The sequence below is a fragment of the Lysinibacillus sphaericus genome (assembly GCF_015844675.1).
GTDB lineage: Bacteria > Bacillota > Bacilli > Bacillales_A > Planococcaceae > Lysinibacillus > Lysinibacillus sphaericus_E.
The window spans coordinates 142,242-158,690 of record NZ_LDGC01000096.1; the positions used below are offsets into that span (position 1 = coordinate 142,242).

Below are 16,449 nucleotides of genomic sequence, written 5' to 3' on the forward strand. Positions count from 1 at the left end.
TCAAATACATGCGTCCTCCTCCTGATCGGATAACGGCCGATTCCGTTTTTTCCTACTAAGCACTACTTTTCAGAAAAAAGCCTCTCAAGTGTTATTCACGTTATACATTTTTGTAGGAAAGATTTCAGCCTAGGTCTTTCCCTCTCTTCTCCAATAGAGGTATACGCTACTTGCTTGGTCATAAGCGGTTAATCATTTTTTGATTACCCTTTATGTTAGTCACATCAAAAGGCAATGTCAACTGTTTTTGTTTTTTTTACATTACATTCGTTAAAATAACAAATTCCGTTACCTTTTTCCCACGAATTCTATTACAAAAGCATGGTAAAATAGAACAAGAATAGGAGGAATCTGATGAGGACAAAACTTTTACATATTCTAATCATCTTCGTACTAGTGCTAACGTTTGCTTTTCCAAGTCACTCTGTTCAAAGAGCACTAGCCGACTCCAGTGATTTAAAAGTAACTGGAATGATTCTTCATTTACGTGAGGGACCTGGACTGTCTTATCCAATTATTACGACATTAGATGAGGGTGACCCTTTAACCTCTATTGGTCGTGAGGGCGATTGGATACAAGTAAAAGCAGGCAAGTACGAAGGTTGGGTAGCATCCTGGCTAACCGCTTCGATAGACGATAAGCAAGTAGCTAATCAAACGTTAATTTCACAAGTCGATCGTCTAAATATCCGTACTGAGCCTGACATATCTTCAACAGTTCTTGGACAATTATCAACAGGCGACCAAGCTAACCTTATTGAAAAAAATGGCGAGTGGGCGAAAATAGATTGGAATGGGCTAGTTGGTTGGGTATCCACTGACTATGTGACGATCAATGATCTACCTGAAAAAAAGGTAAAAGCTGAGGCTGATGAACCTAAAGTCGAAGTATCCACAAAAAAAGTCAACAAAGATACAACATTTACAGTTTTAGTGGATGCTCTTAATGTGCGCCAAAAGCCAGACTTAAATGCTAGCAAAATAGGAACTGTTTCAAATGGACAAGCCTTTAAGGTACTAGCTCAAGAACATAACTGGGTACAAATTCAATATAACAATAAAAAAACAGGTTGGGTTTATAGCTTTTATGGTACTTTTTCAAATATAAAAAGTAAGGCATCAAAATCTTCTTCTGCTTCCTCAGAGCTTGAATCTGTCACAGTCATATATAATGGGACAAACTTACGGACGGATGCATCAACAGTTGCTGATGTGGTTGAACGCGTAGACGCTGGTGAAACCTACCCTATTGTAGGCACTAAAAATGATTTTTATGAAATACAAATAGATGATAAGACTGCTTTTGTAGCGAACTGGGTCGTTACGACTTCTTCGTCGAGTAAAGCTACTACTCCTACAAAAAAGGAAAAATCGAAACCACGCAAGAAAGGTACTTTAAATGGGTTAACGATTATTGTAGATGCTGGACATGGTGGGAATGATCACGGTACTACTGGACAACGTGGAACCGACGAAAAAGAAATTACGTTAAAAACTGCATCTCTTCTTGCTTCAAAATTGAGTGCTGCTGGAGCAAATGTTGTCATGACAAGAGAATCAGATGAATATGTTGACCTCCGCAAACGCGTATCAATTGCACACCAATATGAGGCAGATGCTTTTATCAGTTTACATTATGATGCAACTGACGATAGCTCCATTAATGGTTTCACCTCATATTATATGAATAGTAATCAACAAGGTCTTGCAGAGGCAATAAATAATGGACTCTCAAATAAAATCGATTTAAAAAATCGTGGTACCCAACAAGGAAATTATTTAGTTCTACGAGAAAATCGTCAAAAAGCTGCCCTTATTGAGCTGGGCTACTTAAGTAATGGTAGTGAGGAACGTGTTATTACAACCGCTAAATACCGGGAACAAGCTACTCTCGGCATCTACCAAGGCGTTTTAGATTACTTTAACGAAAATCAATAAAGTGAAACTTGAATTATTGGGACTGCATGACGTATAGCTTTCGGTACGAAAAAATCACTGTCCATTAGGCAATATAAATAAGCTGCAAAGGAATCTAGAGTTATCATTCCTTTGCAGCTTATTTTTGATTATCAAACAAATATGACGTTTTCTTTTTAGAAGTGTAAATATGCTGATGGAACTGAAATCAGCTAATAATACGGTGTTTTGGCACTGTATTGTAAATGATATATCGATATTCACTAACTACTAATTACACACTAAAACAAAAGGGGCCTCCAACTCATATTTTCTGAGTATAGAGACCTATGAGCTCATTTTTTCCTTTTTGCCAACGTAACCCACACAATTTCCTTCATACGAATGAACAATGGAGTCCGACTAATCTCTACAACGATATTGTCAGGTAATACAGAGATTAATTTTCCTTGATGGATATTTTTCACTGTTTGCACTACTATTGCATGACCAATCATCATGTTTAGTGTTTCGTATAAATATGGATTTGATATGCGTTCTCCCTGAGTCACCATTAACACACTTCCCTCCTACAAAACTAACCATACTATTAAATGTATGAAGGAATTATAGGAAATGTACCATTTATTTAGACTCAAGAAGTATCGTAATTGGGCCATTATTTGTAAGTGCAACGTCCATCATTGCACCAAATATTCCTGTTTCTACATGTAAACCGTGTTCGCGTAGGGCATTATTAAAAGCCTCCCATAACGGTTCCGCAACTTCTGGTCTTGCTGCATTTGTAAAACTTGGACGATTCCCCTTTTTTGCATCCCCATACAACGTAAATTGTGAGACGGACAAAATAGCCCCTCCATGCTCTAAAATGGAATGATTCATTTTTCCATCAATATCTTCCCATAGGCGAAGATTAGCTACTTTTTTTGCTAAATATTCAACATTTTCTTGCGTGTCTTCGTGTGTAATTCCCACTAGAAGAACATAGCCACTATCAATAGCTCCCGTTACTTTTCCGTCAACCGTAACAGATGCTGCTTTACTACGTTGTAAAACTACTTTCATTTTTTTAAACCTCAATTCCTCATTATATGCACCAGAAGTATTAACTTTCGGTACATAACAAAGTTGCTACTGCCCAACTATTCATTTAATAAAGAAATCAATTAGTTAATAACGCGTTGTACTGAATATATATCAGGTGTTTGCTTAATACGTTCCACTACTTTATGCAAATGCGAAATATTTGAAATCGAAATCGTTAAATGAATCGTTGCCATTTTATCGCGATCTGCACGACCACTTACTGCTAAAATATTCGTTTTCGTTTCGCTAACAATTTGCATGATTTCATTTAAAATGCCTGGTCGATCGAAAGCTGAAACTTCAATATCGACAGGGTATTCTTTTCTCTCTGGAGTAAGTCCATGTTCCCACTCTACTTCTATTAAACGCTCCTGCTCATCTTCTACTTGGATATTTGGGCAGTCTGCACGGTGTACTGAAACACCTCTACCTTTTGTAATGAAGCCTACAATTTCATCTCCAGGAACTGGCGTACAACAACGAGAAAGTCGAATAAGCATATTGTCTATATCTTTTACGATAACACCCGATTCCGTTCGTTTTTGAGGAATAGGGTTTTTCATTTTTTGTTCAATTTTCTCAAGAGCTTCTTCTTGTTCACGCTCTTTACGGCGCTTCTCCGCTAGACGATTAGCAACTTGCTGAGCTGTAATACCATTCACGCCGACAGCAGCATATAAATCTTCTTCATTTGTATAGTTAAATTTTTCGCATACACGCTTCAAATTTTCCGCTGACATTGTTTCTTTCACGTCAAAACCTTGTGCACGGATTTCCTTTTCTATCATCTCTTTGCCCTTGATGATATTTTCCTCACGAAGATGACGTTTGAAAAACTGCTTTATTTTATTTTTGGCCTGTGAGGATTGGGCTATTTTCAGCCAATCACGACTCGGACCAAATGATTGCTTTGAAGTTAAAATTTCAATAATATCTCCCGTTTTCAACGGTGTATCAAGCGGCACCATTTTACCATTGATTTTCGCGCCAATTGTACGATTTCCGACTTCTGAATGCACACGATATGCGAAGTCGATAGGTACAGAGCCTGCCGGTAATTCAATGACATCTCCTTCAGGTGTGAATACATAGACCATATCAGAGAATAAATCAAATTTTAAAGATTCCATAAATTCTTCAGCATTCGATGATTCGTTTTGGAATTCTAAAATTTCTCGGAACCATGTTAATTTTTGGTCAACATTTTGTTTTTCATTATCAACTTTTTTACCTTCTTTATATGCCCAATGCGCTGCAATCCCGTACTCTGCAATTTTATGCATTTCCTTCGTACGAATTTGTACTTCTAATGGATCACCATAAGGACCAATTACTGTCGTATGCAATGATTGGTATAGGTTTTGTTTTGGCATCGCAATATAATCTTTAAAACGGCCAGGCATCGGCTTCCATAATGTATGCACAATCCCAAGTACGGCATAGCAATCTTTAATACTATCGACAAGTACACGAATGGCTAATAAATCATAAATCTCGTTGAATTGTTTCTTTTGTAACACCATTTTACGATAAATACTGTAAATATGTTTTGGGCGACCATAAATATCCGCTTCAATTTCAACATCTGTAAGCTGTGACTTCATTTCAGTCATGACATTGTCTAAATATGCTTCACGCTCATCACGTTTTTTCTTCATAAGACTGACAATGCGATAATATTGTTGGGGGTTTAAATAACGAAGTGCTGTATCCTCAAGCTCCCATTTAACAGTCGAAATCCCAAGACGATGCGCAAGTGGTGCAAAAATTTCAAGTGTTTCTTTAGAAATACGGCGTTGTTTTTCTGCAGGTAAATGCTTTAATGTGCGCATATTATGTAGGCGGTCTGCCAATTTAATTAAAATGACACGAATATCCTGCGCCATCGCTACAAACATTTTTCGATGATTTTCTGCTTGTTGCGCTTCTTTAGATAAATATTTAATTTTCCCAAGCTTTGTTACACCGTCAACAAGTATTGCAACTTCTTCGCCGAATTCACGTACTAAGTCGTCGCGCGTAAAATCCGTATCCTCGACAACATCATGTAAAAAACCAGCCGCAACTGTTTCTGGATCCATTTGTAATTCAGCTAAAATACCAGCTACTTGCACTGGGTGAATAATATACGGTTCACCTGAGCTTCGGAATTGCTCAATATGGGCATCCCTTGCTAATTCATATGCTTTTTTCACGAATGCGACATTTTCATCATTCATGTAGGATTTGACTAACTCAAAAACGTCCTCGGGAGTCAAAATTTGCTCTTTCGCCATAACATGTCCACCTTGCTCGTCAAATTTTTCAGATTAGATATAAACTTAATTGTATAAAATTTAATGGGCTATTGTAAAGTAACTGTGTCATTTTGTTTAGTTATTCTCGTGAACAATGTGAAAATTGGAAAAATATCCCCACAAATGAATAAAAAGACCCTTTGCGAATTCTATATTTCGCAAAGAGTCTCTTTTCTCGTTAAAAGTTAATTAGCTTAATTTATTATAAGCTACTGCAATTTTCGACCCAACTACTGCATTATTTTTTACTAATGCAATATTGGCATCAAGGCTTTTACCTTCTGTTAATTCTTTCACTTTTCCAAGTAAGAATGGTGTCACATTTTTACCTTGAATTCCGTTTTCTTCTGCTTCTACTAGAGCTTTTTCAATGATTTCTGTAATGAATGAATGTTCAAGTGCTTCAGACTCTGGAATTGGGTTTGCAATGACTGCTCCACCTTTTAAGCCTAATTGCCATTTTGCACGTAGCATCTCTGCCACTTCCTCTGGCGTATCAATCTTGAAGTTTACATCAAAACCGCTTTGACGTGTGTAGAATGCTGGAAGTTCATCTGTACCGTATCCAACGACTGGTACACCTTTTGTTTCAAGGTATTCTAAAGTTAAACCAATATCTAAAATGGACTTAGCACCCGCACAAATTACAGCAACATTTGTTTGTGCTAACTCTTCTAAGTCTGCTGAAATATCCATTGTTGTTTCAGCACCACGGTGTACGCCACCGATACCGCCAGTTACAAAAATTTCGATATCAGCTAGCTCCGCACAAATCATTGTCGCAGCTACAGTTGTCGCTCCTAATTTTTTTGTTGCTAAAAGATAGCCTAAGTCACGACGAGATGCCTTTGCTACACCTTGTGAATTACCGAACATTTCAAGTTCTTCATCTGATAAACCGATTTTGATTTTCCCATCAATTAATGCAATAGTTGCAGGTACTGCACCATTATCACGAATAATTTGTTCTACTTCTCGTGCTGTTTTTACATTTTGTGGATATGGCATTCCGTGAGAAATAATTGTTGATTCTAATGCTACGATTGGTAAACCTTTCGCTTGTCCTGCTTTTACTTCTTCTGATAATACGATGAATTCTTTCATGTTGTTATTCCTCCATTTCACTGTTTAACAAATCAACTGATAGCTCAGGTCTTACGGTATATGGCGATGCAAGTGTATTTTTGGCATTTGTTAAGCCTGCATCAATACATGTTGCAAAGGATTTGCCAGTAAGCCAGCTATGGATTACTGCACTGACAAAGGCATCTCCTGCTCCTGTCACATCTTCAATCTTTTCTATAGCTTTAGCTGAGAAATGACTTGGCTTCGTTGTAGTAGAAGCGGCATACACACCCTTACTACCAGCTGTAATAATGACATGCTCAGCACCTAATGTAAGAAGTTGCTGTAAAGCCTTTTCGTAGTGTTCAGAGTTTTCGATTGTATGACCTACAATCGTCTCTGCTTCATCTGTGTTACAAATAAACCATGTTACACCTTGCAACGTATCCGGTAATCGATTCATTTTTGGCGAAGATACCGGCACGATGACAAATGGAATGTCACGAGCAATCGCAACCTGCTGTATGTAAGCCACTGTTTCCTTTGGACAGTTTAAGTCCATAATAAAGCAACCCGCATTCATTAGCATTGCCTCATGTTTTTTTAGCAAACTTGGCAATAAAAGATCATATACTTCCATGTTTGCTACCGCTAATGCTAGCTCGCCCTGCTCATCCATAACCGCAGTATAGGAACCCGTCGAAGCGTCAGGTATCTGCTCTACATAACGTAAATTCATAAATGGCTCTGACGCTTCTTGGATTACTTGCCAATCAGCATCTTTGCCAGCGGTAGTTAGCAATGTTACCTGATGATTTAATCTGCCTAAGTTTTCAGCAATGTTTCGTCCAACACCACCTACACTAAATGAAGAGCTAGCAGGATTGGACGTACCAAATTGGACATTTCCTTTGACATGAAACTTTCGGTCGAGATTGGCTCCACCGATACAAATAACTTCATTTTCCTCAGGCAAAATATATGCACGACCTACAATTTTCCCCTGCTTCGTTAAGCTCGACACTAAATTAGCAAGGACTGGTCGAGATAGCTTCATCTTATCGGCCATCTCTTGCTGAGACATAAACGGATTCTGGCGAATTAAAGCAAGGACCGCCTGTTCTCTTTCATTCATAGCATCACCTTTTATTATATTTGTTTACATTATAAACTTTTGTTTGGACGATGTCAAAAATTTTTTAACAAAAAAGTTGAAGCCGGTATAATATTGGCTTCAACTTCATGTTGTTATATCTATTGCTTCAATGAAATTAAGGTGTCGTATTAAATAAGTATGGCTTTTCGGCATAGAGAAGGGTCTGATTTCCGTTCCGACTGAGCGCTTTGCCGCTGACGCTTCGCTTTCGCGCAGAGCAGAGCTTCCTGGGGGCGTCCGATGAGTCGCTTGGGCCAACACGATGTTGGTCACGAGGGCGTTATCACAGGACGTGATGCCCTTAGCCTTCGTTCCCCTATCGCTAATCCCTGAGGAGTCGCTCAGTCACCACTCCAATCAGCCATTTCACTTAGTATGTATCTTCCGGCATGTTACTCTAGTTTATCACGTTACCACTAAATTCCAGCAACGGTTTTTATGTGCAAATGCGTAAGGTCAGCGCAACAAAAGCGGGAGAAACGGCCCGATTATCCCAAATACCAATCGCTGATAAAATTTCGAGAACCTACGATAATTGCGCCCAAAGGGGGGCAAGTTCCTGGAACGGAAATCATCCTATTAAAACGCTACAACATCCTCACAGATTCCCTTGGTCATTTTGTTTTTCAACACTGTGAAGTTGAACCAATAAATATTATCGGTTAAACTTTTTGAATTGATTTTTTCAAATATTGGCCTGCTGGGGTGTTTGTTTTTTCACGATGATGACAAATAAACTTGCCAATGCACAGAACATCCCTGCAAGGAAAAAGGCCCAAGTATATGAATTGAAAAACTTATAGATTAGGCCTCCACCATAAGCGGCAACTGCAGCTCCCGCTTGATGTGAAGCGAAAATCCACCCATAAATAATGCCACTTTTATTTGTACCAAAAATTTGTCTAGAAATACTAATTGTTGGAGGTACTGTGGCAATCCAATCTAATCCATAAAATATTGTAAAGATTGTTAGTAAAGTAAATGACCCTTGCATTAATGAATATGGAAGTAAAAGCAGAGATGCTCCTCTTAAAAGGTAATACCAAAACAATAACCATCGATTATCAAAACGGTCAGACAGCCATCCTGATAATGTGGTGCCTACGAGATTAAATACCCCCATAAAAGAAAGAAAAGATGCAGCGGTTACTAAAGGAACACCAAAGCTAATACAGTAAGAAACGAAATGAGTACCAATCAACCCGCTAGTTGAAAGTCCACAAATAAAAAAGCTTCCCGCTAGTAACCAAAATTCTTTCCTCTTAATAGCCTCAAATAAACCGTTAAAAGCAATACTAATGGGATTTTTCTTTTGATTCTCGTGTTGTATTTCTAACTCTTCTTCCATCCCATAAGGAAGAATTCCAATATCCTCAGGTTTATTTTTAATAAATATAGAAATAGTGATGAACATAATAATGCTTAATATGAGAATTAATACAATCGCCCATCGCCAAGAATAATGCTCAATAATAATTGCCAATAAAGGTAAGAGAATTAACTGCCCTGTTGCAGTACTCGCCGTTAAAATCCCTACTGCCAACCCTCTACTTTTCACAAACCAATGATTGGCTACATACGGACTTAACACCGTTAAAAAAAGACTTGCTCCTAAACCAATAATACCGCCCCATATAATGATTAACTGCCATGATTGAGTCATGAAAAGTGTAAGCAACATGCCAATGAATAATGTAGCCATCGCACCTAGCATCATTTTCTTTAAACCGGTTATTTCTAGTAATGCCGCCATAAACGGGCCTGAAAATCCATATAAAAATAGACTCACTGCAAATGCTAAAGCAATTAAAGATCGATCCCAATTAAATTCTTTTTCAAAGGAGTCTATGAATACCCCTGATGATGACATTGTAATCCCTGCAACAATAATGGAGAAAAAGGTTATAATTAAAATAATCCAGCTATAATGAATACGCTTCATCTTAACACCTTCATTTCTTGAAAAATTTTGATGTAGTTATTAATAAGAAAGATATAATTATATTTACGGCCATTATGTATGTATATGCATATATTTATTACGAGAACACCTTTTCAAAATACATGTATATACATACATTTAATTTTAGGTTCGGCTTTAATTACCGTCAAGAAATATTTTCTAGCTTAACAAAATATATCAATAAGGCTACTATAATATTGAACTCACTCAAAAAAGGAGTACGGAGCAATGAAGAATATAGATTACACACAAATATGTGTATGTGCAAACCTTCGAAAAAAAACAAGAGTCGTGACACAATTGTATGATAAATTACTACTGTCCACTGGCTTAAAAGTTACACAATACTCCATGTTAGCAAATATCGATCATCAACAATCCGTTTCCATAAGTCGACTAGGTGAAATTTTGCTGCTCGATCAAACAACTATTACACGCAATATTAACTTGTTAAAGCAAAATGGCTATGTGGATATAATGAAAGATCCGCAAGATGCTCGAACGAAGGTCATTACACTAACTGAAAAAGGGGTTGAAAAATTAAACGAGGCAGCCCCCATCTGGGAAGATATCCAAAAAAGAATTATCAATGATATTGGCATAGAGAAGTACGAGGATTTTTATGAAACATTGAAATCTATACAAAAAATAATTCAAGCTTATGATGAAGAATAAAGAAGACATAAATGTTTTTTTAATTACCTTCGGCAAAACGAGGGAGTGATTTTCGTTCCGACTGGGCGCTTTGTTGTTGACGCATCGCTTTCGGACAGAATAAAGCTTCCTAGGGGTGTCCGATGAGCCGCTTCGCTGCGGGGTCTCATCTGTGACGTTGTGGTCTGATCCTCGAGGAGTCGCTCAGCCTCCACGACAATCACCCATTTCATCAAGCATTAATGTTTGTAATACTTAATTAATCTTTTTATAAATGACTGTTTTCTCAAAGATTGTTGCTTTTGGATTATCTCTTATTCAACTAAGCACCCCGTCAGTTGAATAAGGGAAAATTAATTTATGTTATGGTATGCCCTTCCCCTGACTTTATATATTTTATTTGGTCTGAGTTAATAGCGGAAGTATCTCTTTAATAAAAGAACCGTTTTTAAACTCCTTAATTCTTATACCAAACCCATCGTCAGACTCATAACCTCTTATATGGTATTTAATTCTTATTGGTGTGTTTTTTTGTAATACAATAGCTGAGAAATCGCACGGAAATACCTTTAATGTTTTTCTAATATCAATAGTTGTAGCTGGACTATGTAATATTGATGTTTTATTTTCCTGTTCTTTATATACGACGGCATTATCCAAGATTTTAAAACGATAGTTATTAATAAATAACGCAGCCACATCTTCTTCATAATATAGTTCTAAAAAAACAAGTTTATTTCCTTTATCTTTACAAAATTTATTGAGAATCTTAGCCTCATCTTCAATGTTTTCGATATAGATGTATGATGAATCATATCTTATGTTCAAATAAAACACACTCACTTTTTTCTGTTATTTAACAAAAATATTACCATAATCTTAAGTAACTATCCTGCACTGTTAGTTTTAGTACAATTATTCACATGCTTTATCAGAATCAACAAATATTATAGATAACAGAAAGGAGTCATATATCTATGGGTTTTAAACTATCTATACATAATTATCAGATTATTTTTAATGGCTCTGCTATCAATATTCAATATTATTGATTTAGACATTCATGAAATGATTGCCAAATTTAAGGGCCTGAAATTTGCATACCGTGGTATGCTCAACCCAAACAAAAATACTTTTATTGCAAAAAGTAATGATGGAGTGCTTGCAATTTACTCTTTAGACAGTATGTCATTGATATCCAAATATAAGGTGGCATCCAGAATACGTACACTCATAAAAATAAAATTTCTAGATGGAAAGCCACATGTGTGGCTTTCCCTCCTTTACCTACTACCGCTGTTCTAGATATACTATAAATTTATTCATTATTTCCCCCACTTTTTACATGTAATTCAATGTAAAAACCTTGAAGTCCTTATTCTGCTGCCCCGTTAGAATAATAAGAAAAAAGAGCTGTCTAAAACAGCTCAATGATATCCTCATATAAACCACCCCATTAGTAGAGTAAGAACTTTAGTTTCTAAATAAAGCGATATTTACGTGAAAATTGTGTGATAACCAAGATACTCGTTAACCCAACAACGAGATACCATATTATATTAAAAGGAACTATGTACATTAATACACCAAATAAAATAGCGGTTAAAAAGCTAACTGTAATTGATTGTACATTCGTAATTTTATCTTGAATTAAATAATATAAAGTGAATGGTAGTGCTAAAGTAAATAACGGGATATAAATTGTTACAATAGATATTTCAATGAGGGATATTGACAGCACGGCTATTATGAAACCTATTGACGTAGTAAGCGTTCGTCTTACAAATACTTTACCAGTAAAATAGCCGTATAGCAGAATAACCATTATCGTTAAACTAGAACAAATCCCCGTTATGAAAACAAATGAATGGCCTATAAAGTAAGCTGCTATTGAGAAACAAACTAAAGAAACGAATGGCAACAACAATATTGAAGGATTTTGCACTTTTTCTATATTCATTACATTTGTAAAACCTACAAGGAATAATAAAGTAAATGGAATCGCCAAATATCCTAATTCGAAATGATTACCTAGATTAATATGACTAACCTCAAGTTTGCCGACCATTATTATCACAAGTGATGCACAAATGTGACCAATCAATCCCCAGATGCTGGATAATTTAAATGCTTGGGTAAGCTTATCCGTAATTACAATTAAAACGATACCAATTAATAAAGCTAAATATAACAAATTTTAACCCTCCAAAATCATCCAGTTTCGTATTTAACAATTCAATTTTTACTTTTTCCTTCAAAACCCTATATTCTTTCCCATCTTGTGAACAAGCACTTAAAAGCTCCTTACCACGAGCTTTTACCATTATAATACATTTGCTCTATTTCTTCACTCACTTTTGGTAAATCCATTCCTTTTTCCCAAATCAAAATTTTATCTTTTGGAGTTCCATAATAAATCATTTTTATCTCCTTACCACGTTCTTTCTCCTGGTACTTAATGTCAATATAATCATAGCTCTTTACCAAACCGTTATGTGGTTCTGCTTCTTGCTTAATTATTGGTCGTAAAGGAGTAATATAAAAGTTACCTTCCTTATCCATATCGTATTTTAATCTATTCAAACTATAACCATCATTTGGCTCAGCATAATAGAAAATTTTGCTGTCTGCCAATTGGCCTAAATTCTTTATCTCTACCTTATCAGTTGAAACGCTTATGATTTGCCAATTAAACAAAGCAAAATACCCCAAAATGATGAGTGAAAACAATAATGCACTAATAATTATCCCTTTCATAAAGGATTTAATTTTTGACTGATTCCAAAAAGAAGAAATATTTTTTATAACATTACTATCATTTCTAATTGTTTCGATTTCTTCTTTCGGTAATTTAAAATCAGCTTTTAATCTATCTAATTCATTTTTACAATTATGACACCCAACAAGGTGTTCTTCTACCATTCTTTTGCTCTCATCACTGCATACATCGTCATAATACAACGGAAGCATGTCTTTAATTATTTCACATGACACTTTATTGCTCATATCTATTCCTCCCTCAGTAAATCTTGAATTTTACCTTTAGCTCGGTGAAATGTTACTCTTGCCCAACTCTCCGTTTTTTCAAAAAGTTGACTTATTTGTTTAAAGGACAGTTCTCCAAACACTCTTAATGTAAAAACTTCTTTATAAGGCTCTTCTAAGCGATGTAAGACCTTATGTAAACGGAAGGTTTCTTCTTTATTCACTATCATTGATTCAATGCTATTCTCGCTTATTTCTTCTGGTATATCGTCTGTAGCATATCGCTTTTGTTTATCCAGATAGGTAAAGTATGTATTTTTCGCTATTTGACAAAGCCATACATTGATTTTGCAATTGCCTTTGAATTTATCAATGCTTTTTAAAGCCTTAAAAAAAGTTTCTTGTGTTATTTCTTCTGCTATCTTTTCATTGCGACTTAATGATAATACAAACGAGTGAACATCTCGGAAATATTGATTGTATATACTCTCAAACTCAGTCACATTTCTACCTCCTTTCATAATTAAGACTAAGTAAAGTAAGTTTTGTTACAAAAATTACGAAAAATTGGCAGACATATAGAAAATCTGCCTTTAGGTCGTATCGTCCTTATTGATACAGATAGGTAAGCCTTTGAAGTTATCGCTGGCTTTTCCCCCTGTTCACACCGTACGTGCGACTTTCACCGCATACGGCGTTCCAACTAATCCAATTTATTCTTTCTATGTTTTAAGCAGCCGAGTGAAGATTTTCCAAAGTTAGATTATTTCATTGTTACATTTCAGTCGTAAGTTATTTACTTTTTCTAATTGCTTATTTGTAAGCTTTACAGCTTTTAGGAACTTTTCAATTTTTACTTTGTCTTTCAAATGTATAAGTTGATGTATAGCCTTATTCAAAACTATTAAATTTGAGTAGCTATCATCTTTTGAAATGTGAAAAGGATTAATATGATGACAATGCCAGTCGATAATACCTAATTCTTCACCTAAAATTGCACATTTGCCATACTGGGCAATAAACTTACTTATTCTGTTGTCGTTATATTCAATAGATCTGTTTGGAATGTAGTTTCTCATGACGTAAGAAAGCGTATTTTTATTGATAGCCTTTAGGCTATTGTGAATTTTTGCTCTGCCTTCGGCAGTATAGTTACATATCACTTGGGAGAAACCAAGTGTTTTTCTCCATCGTTGCGCATGGATGGGGACAAAGACCATATTTTGTATTTTAAATAGTTTGGACTTATATCCTTTGTATCGCTTCTGTAATGTCTTTGACATCTCATGAAAACTTGCCTCTGTTCGAATATTCTTTAGTTGATTGTATAACGTCTTGCGTAGATATAGATTTAACTCATTCAAGTTAATTGTAATTTGAGTTGCAGCTGAGTAATAGTTTTGGATACCCATTACAACGGTATTAAAATTCCAAACGGTCTGAATGCAGGGTTTTCTCTTGATTACTTTTATCGCTTCTTTAATCTTTTGAAAGGCATTTGCTTTAGCCTTTTTTGACATATCAGACTTTGCTACGAAACCAAATCTGGTCTTACCTTTTCTTATGGCTTTTATTGTAAATCCTAGAAACTCTGAAGAGTTTTTCTTTAAGTTCACGACCTTTGATTTTTCTTCACTCGTCTCCAAGTGTAATCTCTTTTTCAAGAATTCTTTTAATGCATAATTTATTTTAATTGCCTGTGACCTTGTTCGGCACATCACCTTAAAATCATCCGCATAACGGACAATAAAACACTCTTTCAAACTCGATTTCTTTAATTGCTGATACTTACTACCATTAGTCGAATACGTATAATTGCTTTCAAATGTTTCCCATTGGTCACTAACCCACCAATCCAATTCATTTAACACAATGTTAGATAATAAAGGTGAAAGAATACCACCTTGCGGTGTTCCTTTTGTAGGAATACCTTCTCCTACAATCTCTGCTTTTAATAACCTAGATATAATAGAAAGAAGGGATTTATCCCTAATGCCTATTGACCACATTTGTTTTAAAAGTTTGCTATGATTTACATTATCGAAGAAACCTTTAATATCTACGTCAACACAATAATGTAGTCCAGATTGGTTAATGAGAAATTCAAGTCTAGCTTTGGCATGATGAGTGTTGCGATTTGGTCTAAAACCATAACTATGTTTATGGAATTTAGCTTCACAGATTGGCTCTAAAATTTGCAGTACACATTGTTGAAAAATTCTATCCCATATCGTCGGTATCCCTAAAGGTCTAGTTTTATCTACTCCTTTTGGAATGAAAACCCGTCTAACTGGTTGTGGTTCATACCATTTGAACATACCTTGAACTTTAGCTATTACATCTACAACTGGTAAATGCAGAATATCATTAATTGTTAATTTATCGATTCCCGCAGTTTTGCTACCTGTATTTCTTTTGATGTTTCGGTAGGCAAGACGTATATTATCCTTAGAACTCATTAATTCTGTTAAGTTATAGAAATGATGACCACAAACACTTTGAGCGTAGAGTGTATCAAAACAATCTTGCATACTATAATACTCATTGTGTCTCAGTTTCTTCCGTTTCAATAAGTCGGTGACTCCTTTTGGAGTTAAACCTCTATTAGTCTCACAAGAACCTTATTAATCGATAAAGAACTGCCTTACTTGGTTGAATAAATCTTTATTAGTCTAGTGGCTATCCCTCCATGTGGATTAGACACTTCATTGGTACTGTGCCACCACTTTCACTGATATAAAGGCAAGTTATACAGTAACTAGTATCATTATTGCTTTCCTTGTCAACGTTTCTTAGGGGAGTAAGCCCTCCACGTTATCAGCTTAAAACGTTGAATTATATCTATTATAGAATGAACTTAGGTGCTTCCTCTAAGCCTGTTAGATACATACGCCTGTAACGTATCATGGATTTTCATATTAGTTAGTCTTACTCACCCACATCTAACCTCACAATTTGGTGATATACACATTTCTATGTATCGCAGTTCTAGACCCGTACATTCAGAAGTTCGTCAGCTTAACCATTTCTTTTCGGTTTATTTGCATTCTCACCATATTCATTCAACTCAAGCATCATGAATTACACCACTCCCTCGAGTAGGCTTTCGTCAGCGGACCTGGTACGGTAATTTCTCACGCCTTTTCACCGAGCTTATAACACAATCATTCTTACTAAATCCAGTGCTATTCGACTAAGAGAGAACCCTTCCGAGCGTTACCTCATCATTTGATTCTTCGATATAACCCTTCAGTTCCGAAAGGAACTGTCTAGCCTTTACCTGAGTAATGTGACCATTCTCAATTTAAACTAGAAACATTTCGCAC

Annotated in this window: 13 protein-coding genes and 1 other annotated feature (1 of these 14 cut by a window edge); of the genes, 2 read left to right on the top strand and 11 right to left on the bottom strand. The window is 35.8% G+C overall.

What is annotated here, in order from left to right; translation table 11 throughout:
- Positions 1-191: a binding site (T-box leader), on the bottom strand (it extends 51 nt beyond the left edge of the window).
- Between the two features lie 163 nt (positions 192-354).
- Positions 355-1,938 (top strand): SH3 domain-containing protein, encoded by a 1,584-nt coding sequence (locus tag ABE34_RS24735; protein ID WP_197145029.1) that lies wholly within the window; start codon positions 355-357, stop codon positions 1,936-1,938.
- A 314-nt stretch (positions 1,939-2,252) separates the two neighbouring features.
- Here ABE34_RS24735 and ABE34_RS24740 read toward each other — a convergent pair whose 3' ends face one another.
- From ABE34_RS24740 to ABE34_RS24765, 6 genes are all read right to left on the bottom strand, one after another.
- On the bottom strand, positions 2,253-2,471 hold the full coding sequence (locus tag ABE34_RS24740; RefSeq protein ID WP_206700762.1) for a DUF2642 domain-containing protein: 219 nt from the start codon (positions 2,469-2,471) through the stop codon (positions 2,253-2,255).
- Positions 2,472-2,541: 70 nt separating this feature from the next.
- The gene (gene dtd, locus ABE34_RS24745) at positions 2,542-2,982 is read right to left on the bottom strand and encodes a D-aminoacyl-tRNA deacylase (RefSeq protein WP_197145030.1); all 441 of its coding nucleotides are present in this window, start codon (positions 2,980-2,982) and stop codon (positions 2,542-2,544) included.
- Positions 2,983-3,083: 101 nt separating this feature from the next.
- Positions 3,084-5,279: a RelA/SpoT family protein gene (locus ABE34_RS24750; RefSeq protein ID WP_197145031.1), complete on the bottom strand. Its 2,196-nt coding sequence runs from the start codon at positions 5,277-5,279 to the stop codon at positions 3,084-3,086.
- 210 nt (positions 5,280-5,489) lie between these two features.
- A complete protein-coding gene (locus ABE34_RS24755) occupies positions 5,490-6,404 on the bottom strand; it encodes a pseudouridine-5'-phosphate glycosidase (protein ID WP_197145032.1) in 915 nt (304 codons plus the stop codon).
- Between the two features lie 4 nt (positions 6,405-6,408).
- Positions 6,409-7,500, bottom strand: a complete 1,092-nt coding sequence (locus ABE34_RS24760; RefSeq protein ID WP_197145033.1) for a carbohydrate kinase — start codon at positions 7,498-7,500, stop codon at positions 6,409-6,411.
- A gap of 706 nt (positions 7,501-8,206) precedes the next feature.
- The gene (locus ABE34_RS24765) at positions 8,207-9,463 is read right to left on the bottom strand and encodes an MFS transporter (RefSeq protein WP_197145034.1); all 1,257 of its coding nucleotides are present in this window, start codon (positions 9,461-9,463) and stop codon (positions 8,207-8,209) included.
- A 249-nt stretch (positions 9,464-9,712) separates the two neighbouring features.
- Between ABE34_RS24765 and ABE34_RS24770 the strand changes: the two genes are divergently transcribed.
- Positions 9,713-10,159 (top strand): MarR family winged helix-turn-helix transcriptional regulator, encoded by a 447-nt coding sequence (locus ABE34_RS24770; RefSeq protein ID WP_197145035.1) that lies wholly within the window; start codon positions 9,713-9,715, stop codon positions 10,157-10,159.
- Positions 10,160-10,534: 375 nt separating this feature from the next.
- Here the strand turns inward: ABE34_RS24770 and ABE34_RS24775 are convergent, their stop codons facing one another.
- The 5 genes from ABE34_RS24775 to ltrA form a co-directional block, all read right to left on the bottom strand.
- Positions 10,535-10,966 (bottom strand): hypothetical protein, encoded by a 432-nt coding sequence (locus ABE34_RS24775; RefSeq protein ID WP_197145036.1) that lies wholly within the window; start codon positions 10,964-10,966, stop codon positions 10,535-10,537.
- Between the two features lie 652 nt (positions 10,967-11,618).
- Positions 11,619-12,332, bottom strand: coding sequence for a UDP-N-acetylmuramyl pentapeptide phosphotransferase (locus ABE34_RS24780; RefSeq protein WP_197145037.1), 714 nt, complete (start codon positions 12,330-12,332; stop codon positions 11,619-11,621).
- Between the two features lie 110 nt (positions 12,333-12,442).
- The gene (locus ABE34_RS24790; protein ID WP_197145039.1) at positions 12,443-13,144 is read right to left on the bottom strand and encodes a zf-HC2 domain-containing protein; all 702 of its coding nucleotides are present in this window, start codon (positions 13,142-13,144) and stop codon (positions 12,443-12,445) included.
- A 2-nt stretch (positions 13,145-13,146) separates the two neighbouring features.
- The gene (locus tag ABE34_RS24795; protein ID WP_053594324.1) at positions 13,147-13,626 is read right to left on the bottom strand and encodes an RNA polymerase sigma factor; all 480 of its coding nucleotides are present in this window, start codon (positions 13,624-13,626) and stop codon (positions 13,147-13,149) included.
- 255 nt (positions 13,627-13,881) lie between these two features.
- Positions 13,882-15,654 carry a group II intron reverse transcriptase/maturase gene (ltrA, locus tag ABE34_RS24800; RefSeq protein ID WP_197139928.1) on the bottom strand — a complete coding sequence of 591 codons (1,773 nt, stop codon included), beginning with the start codon at positions 15,652-15,654 and terminating at the stop codon, positions 13,882-13,884.
- Between the last annotated feature and the right edge of the window lie 795 nt (positions 15,655-16,449).

Bases quoted from the DNA above. Each gene is read 5' to 3' on its own strand.
- ABE34_RS24750 (WP_197145031.1), bottom strand. From the start codon at position 5,279: ATGGCGAAAGAGCAAATTTTGACTCCCGAGGACGTTTTTGAGTTAGTC.
- ABE34_RS24735 (WP_197145029.1), top strand. From the start codon at position 355: ATGAGGACAAAACTTTTACATATTCTAATCATCTTCGTACTAGTGCTA.
- ABE34_RS24765 (WP_197145034.1), bottom strand. From the start codon at position 9,463: ATGAAGCGTATTCATTATAGCTGGATTATTTTAATTATAACCTTTTTC.
- ABE34_RS24740 (WP_206700762.1), bottom strand. From the start codon at position 2,471: ATGGTGACTCAGGGAGAACGCATATCAAATCCATATTTATACGAAACA.
- ltrA (WP_197139928.1), bottom strand. From the start codon at position 15,654: ATGCAAGATTGTTTTGATACACTCTACGCTCAAAGTGTTTGTGGTCAT.
- ABE34_RS24760 (WP_197145033.1), bottom strand. From the start codon at position 7,500: ATGAATGAAAGAGAACAGGCGGTCCTTGCTTTAATTCGCCAGAATCCG.
- ABE34_RS24770 (WP_197145035.1), top strand. From the start codon at position 9,713: ATGAAGAATATAGATTACACACAAATATGTGTATGTGCAAACCTTCGA.
- ABE34_RS24790 (WP_197145039.1), bottom strand. From the start codon at position 13,144: ATGAGCAATAAAGTGTCATGTGAAATAATTAAAGACATGCTTCCGTTG.
- ABE34_RS24755 (WP_197145032.1), bottom strand. From the start codon at position 6,404: ATGAAAGAATTCATCGTATTATCAGAAGAAGTAAAAGCAGGACAAGCG.
- dtd (WP_197145030.1), bottom strand. From the start codon at position 2,982: ATGAAAGTAGTTTTACAACGTAGTAAAGCAGCATCTGTTACGGTTGAC.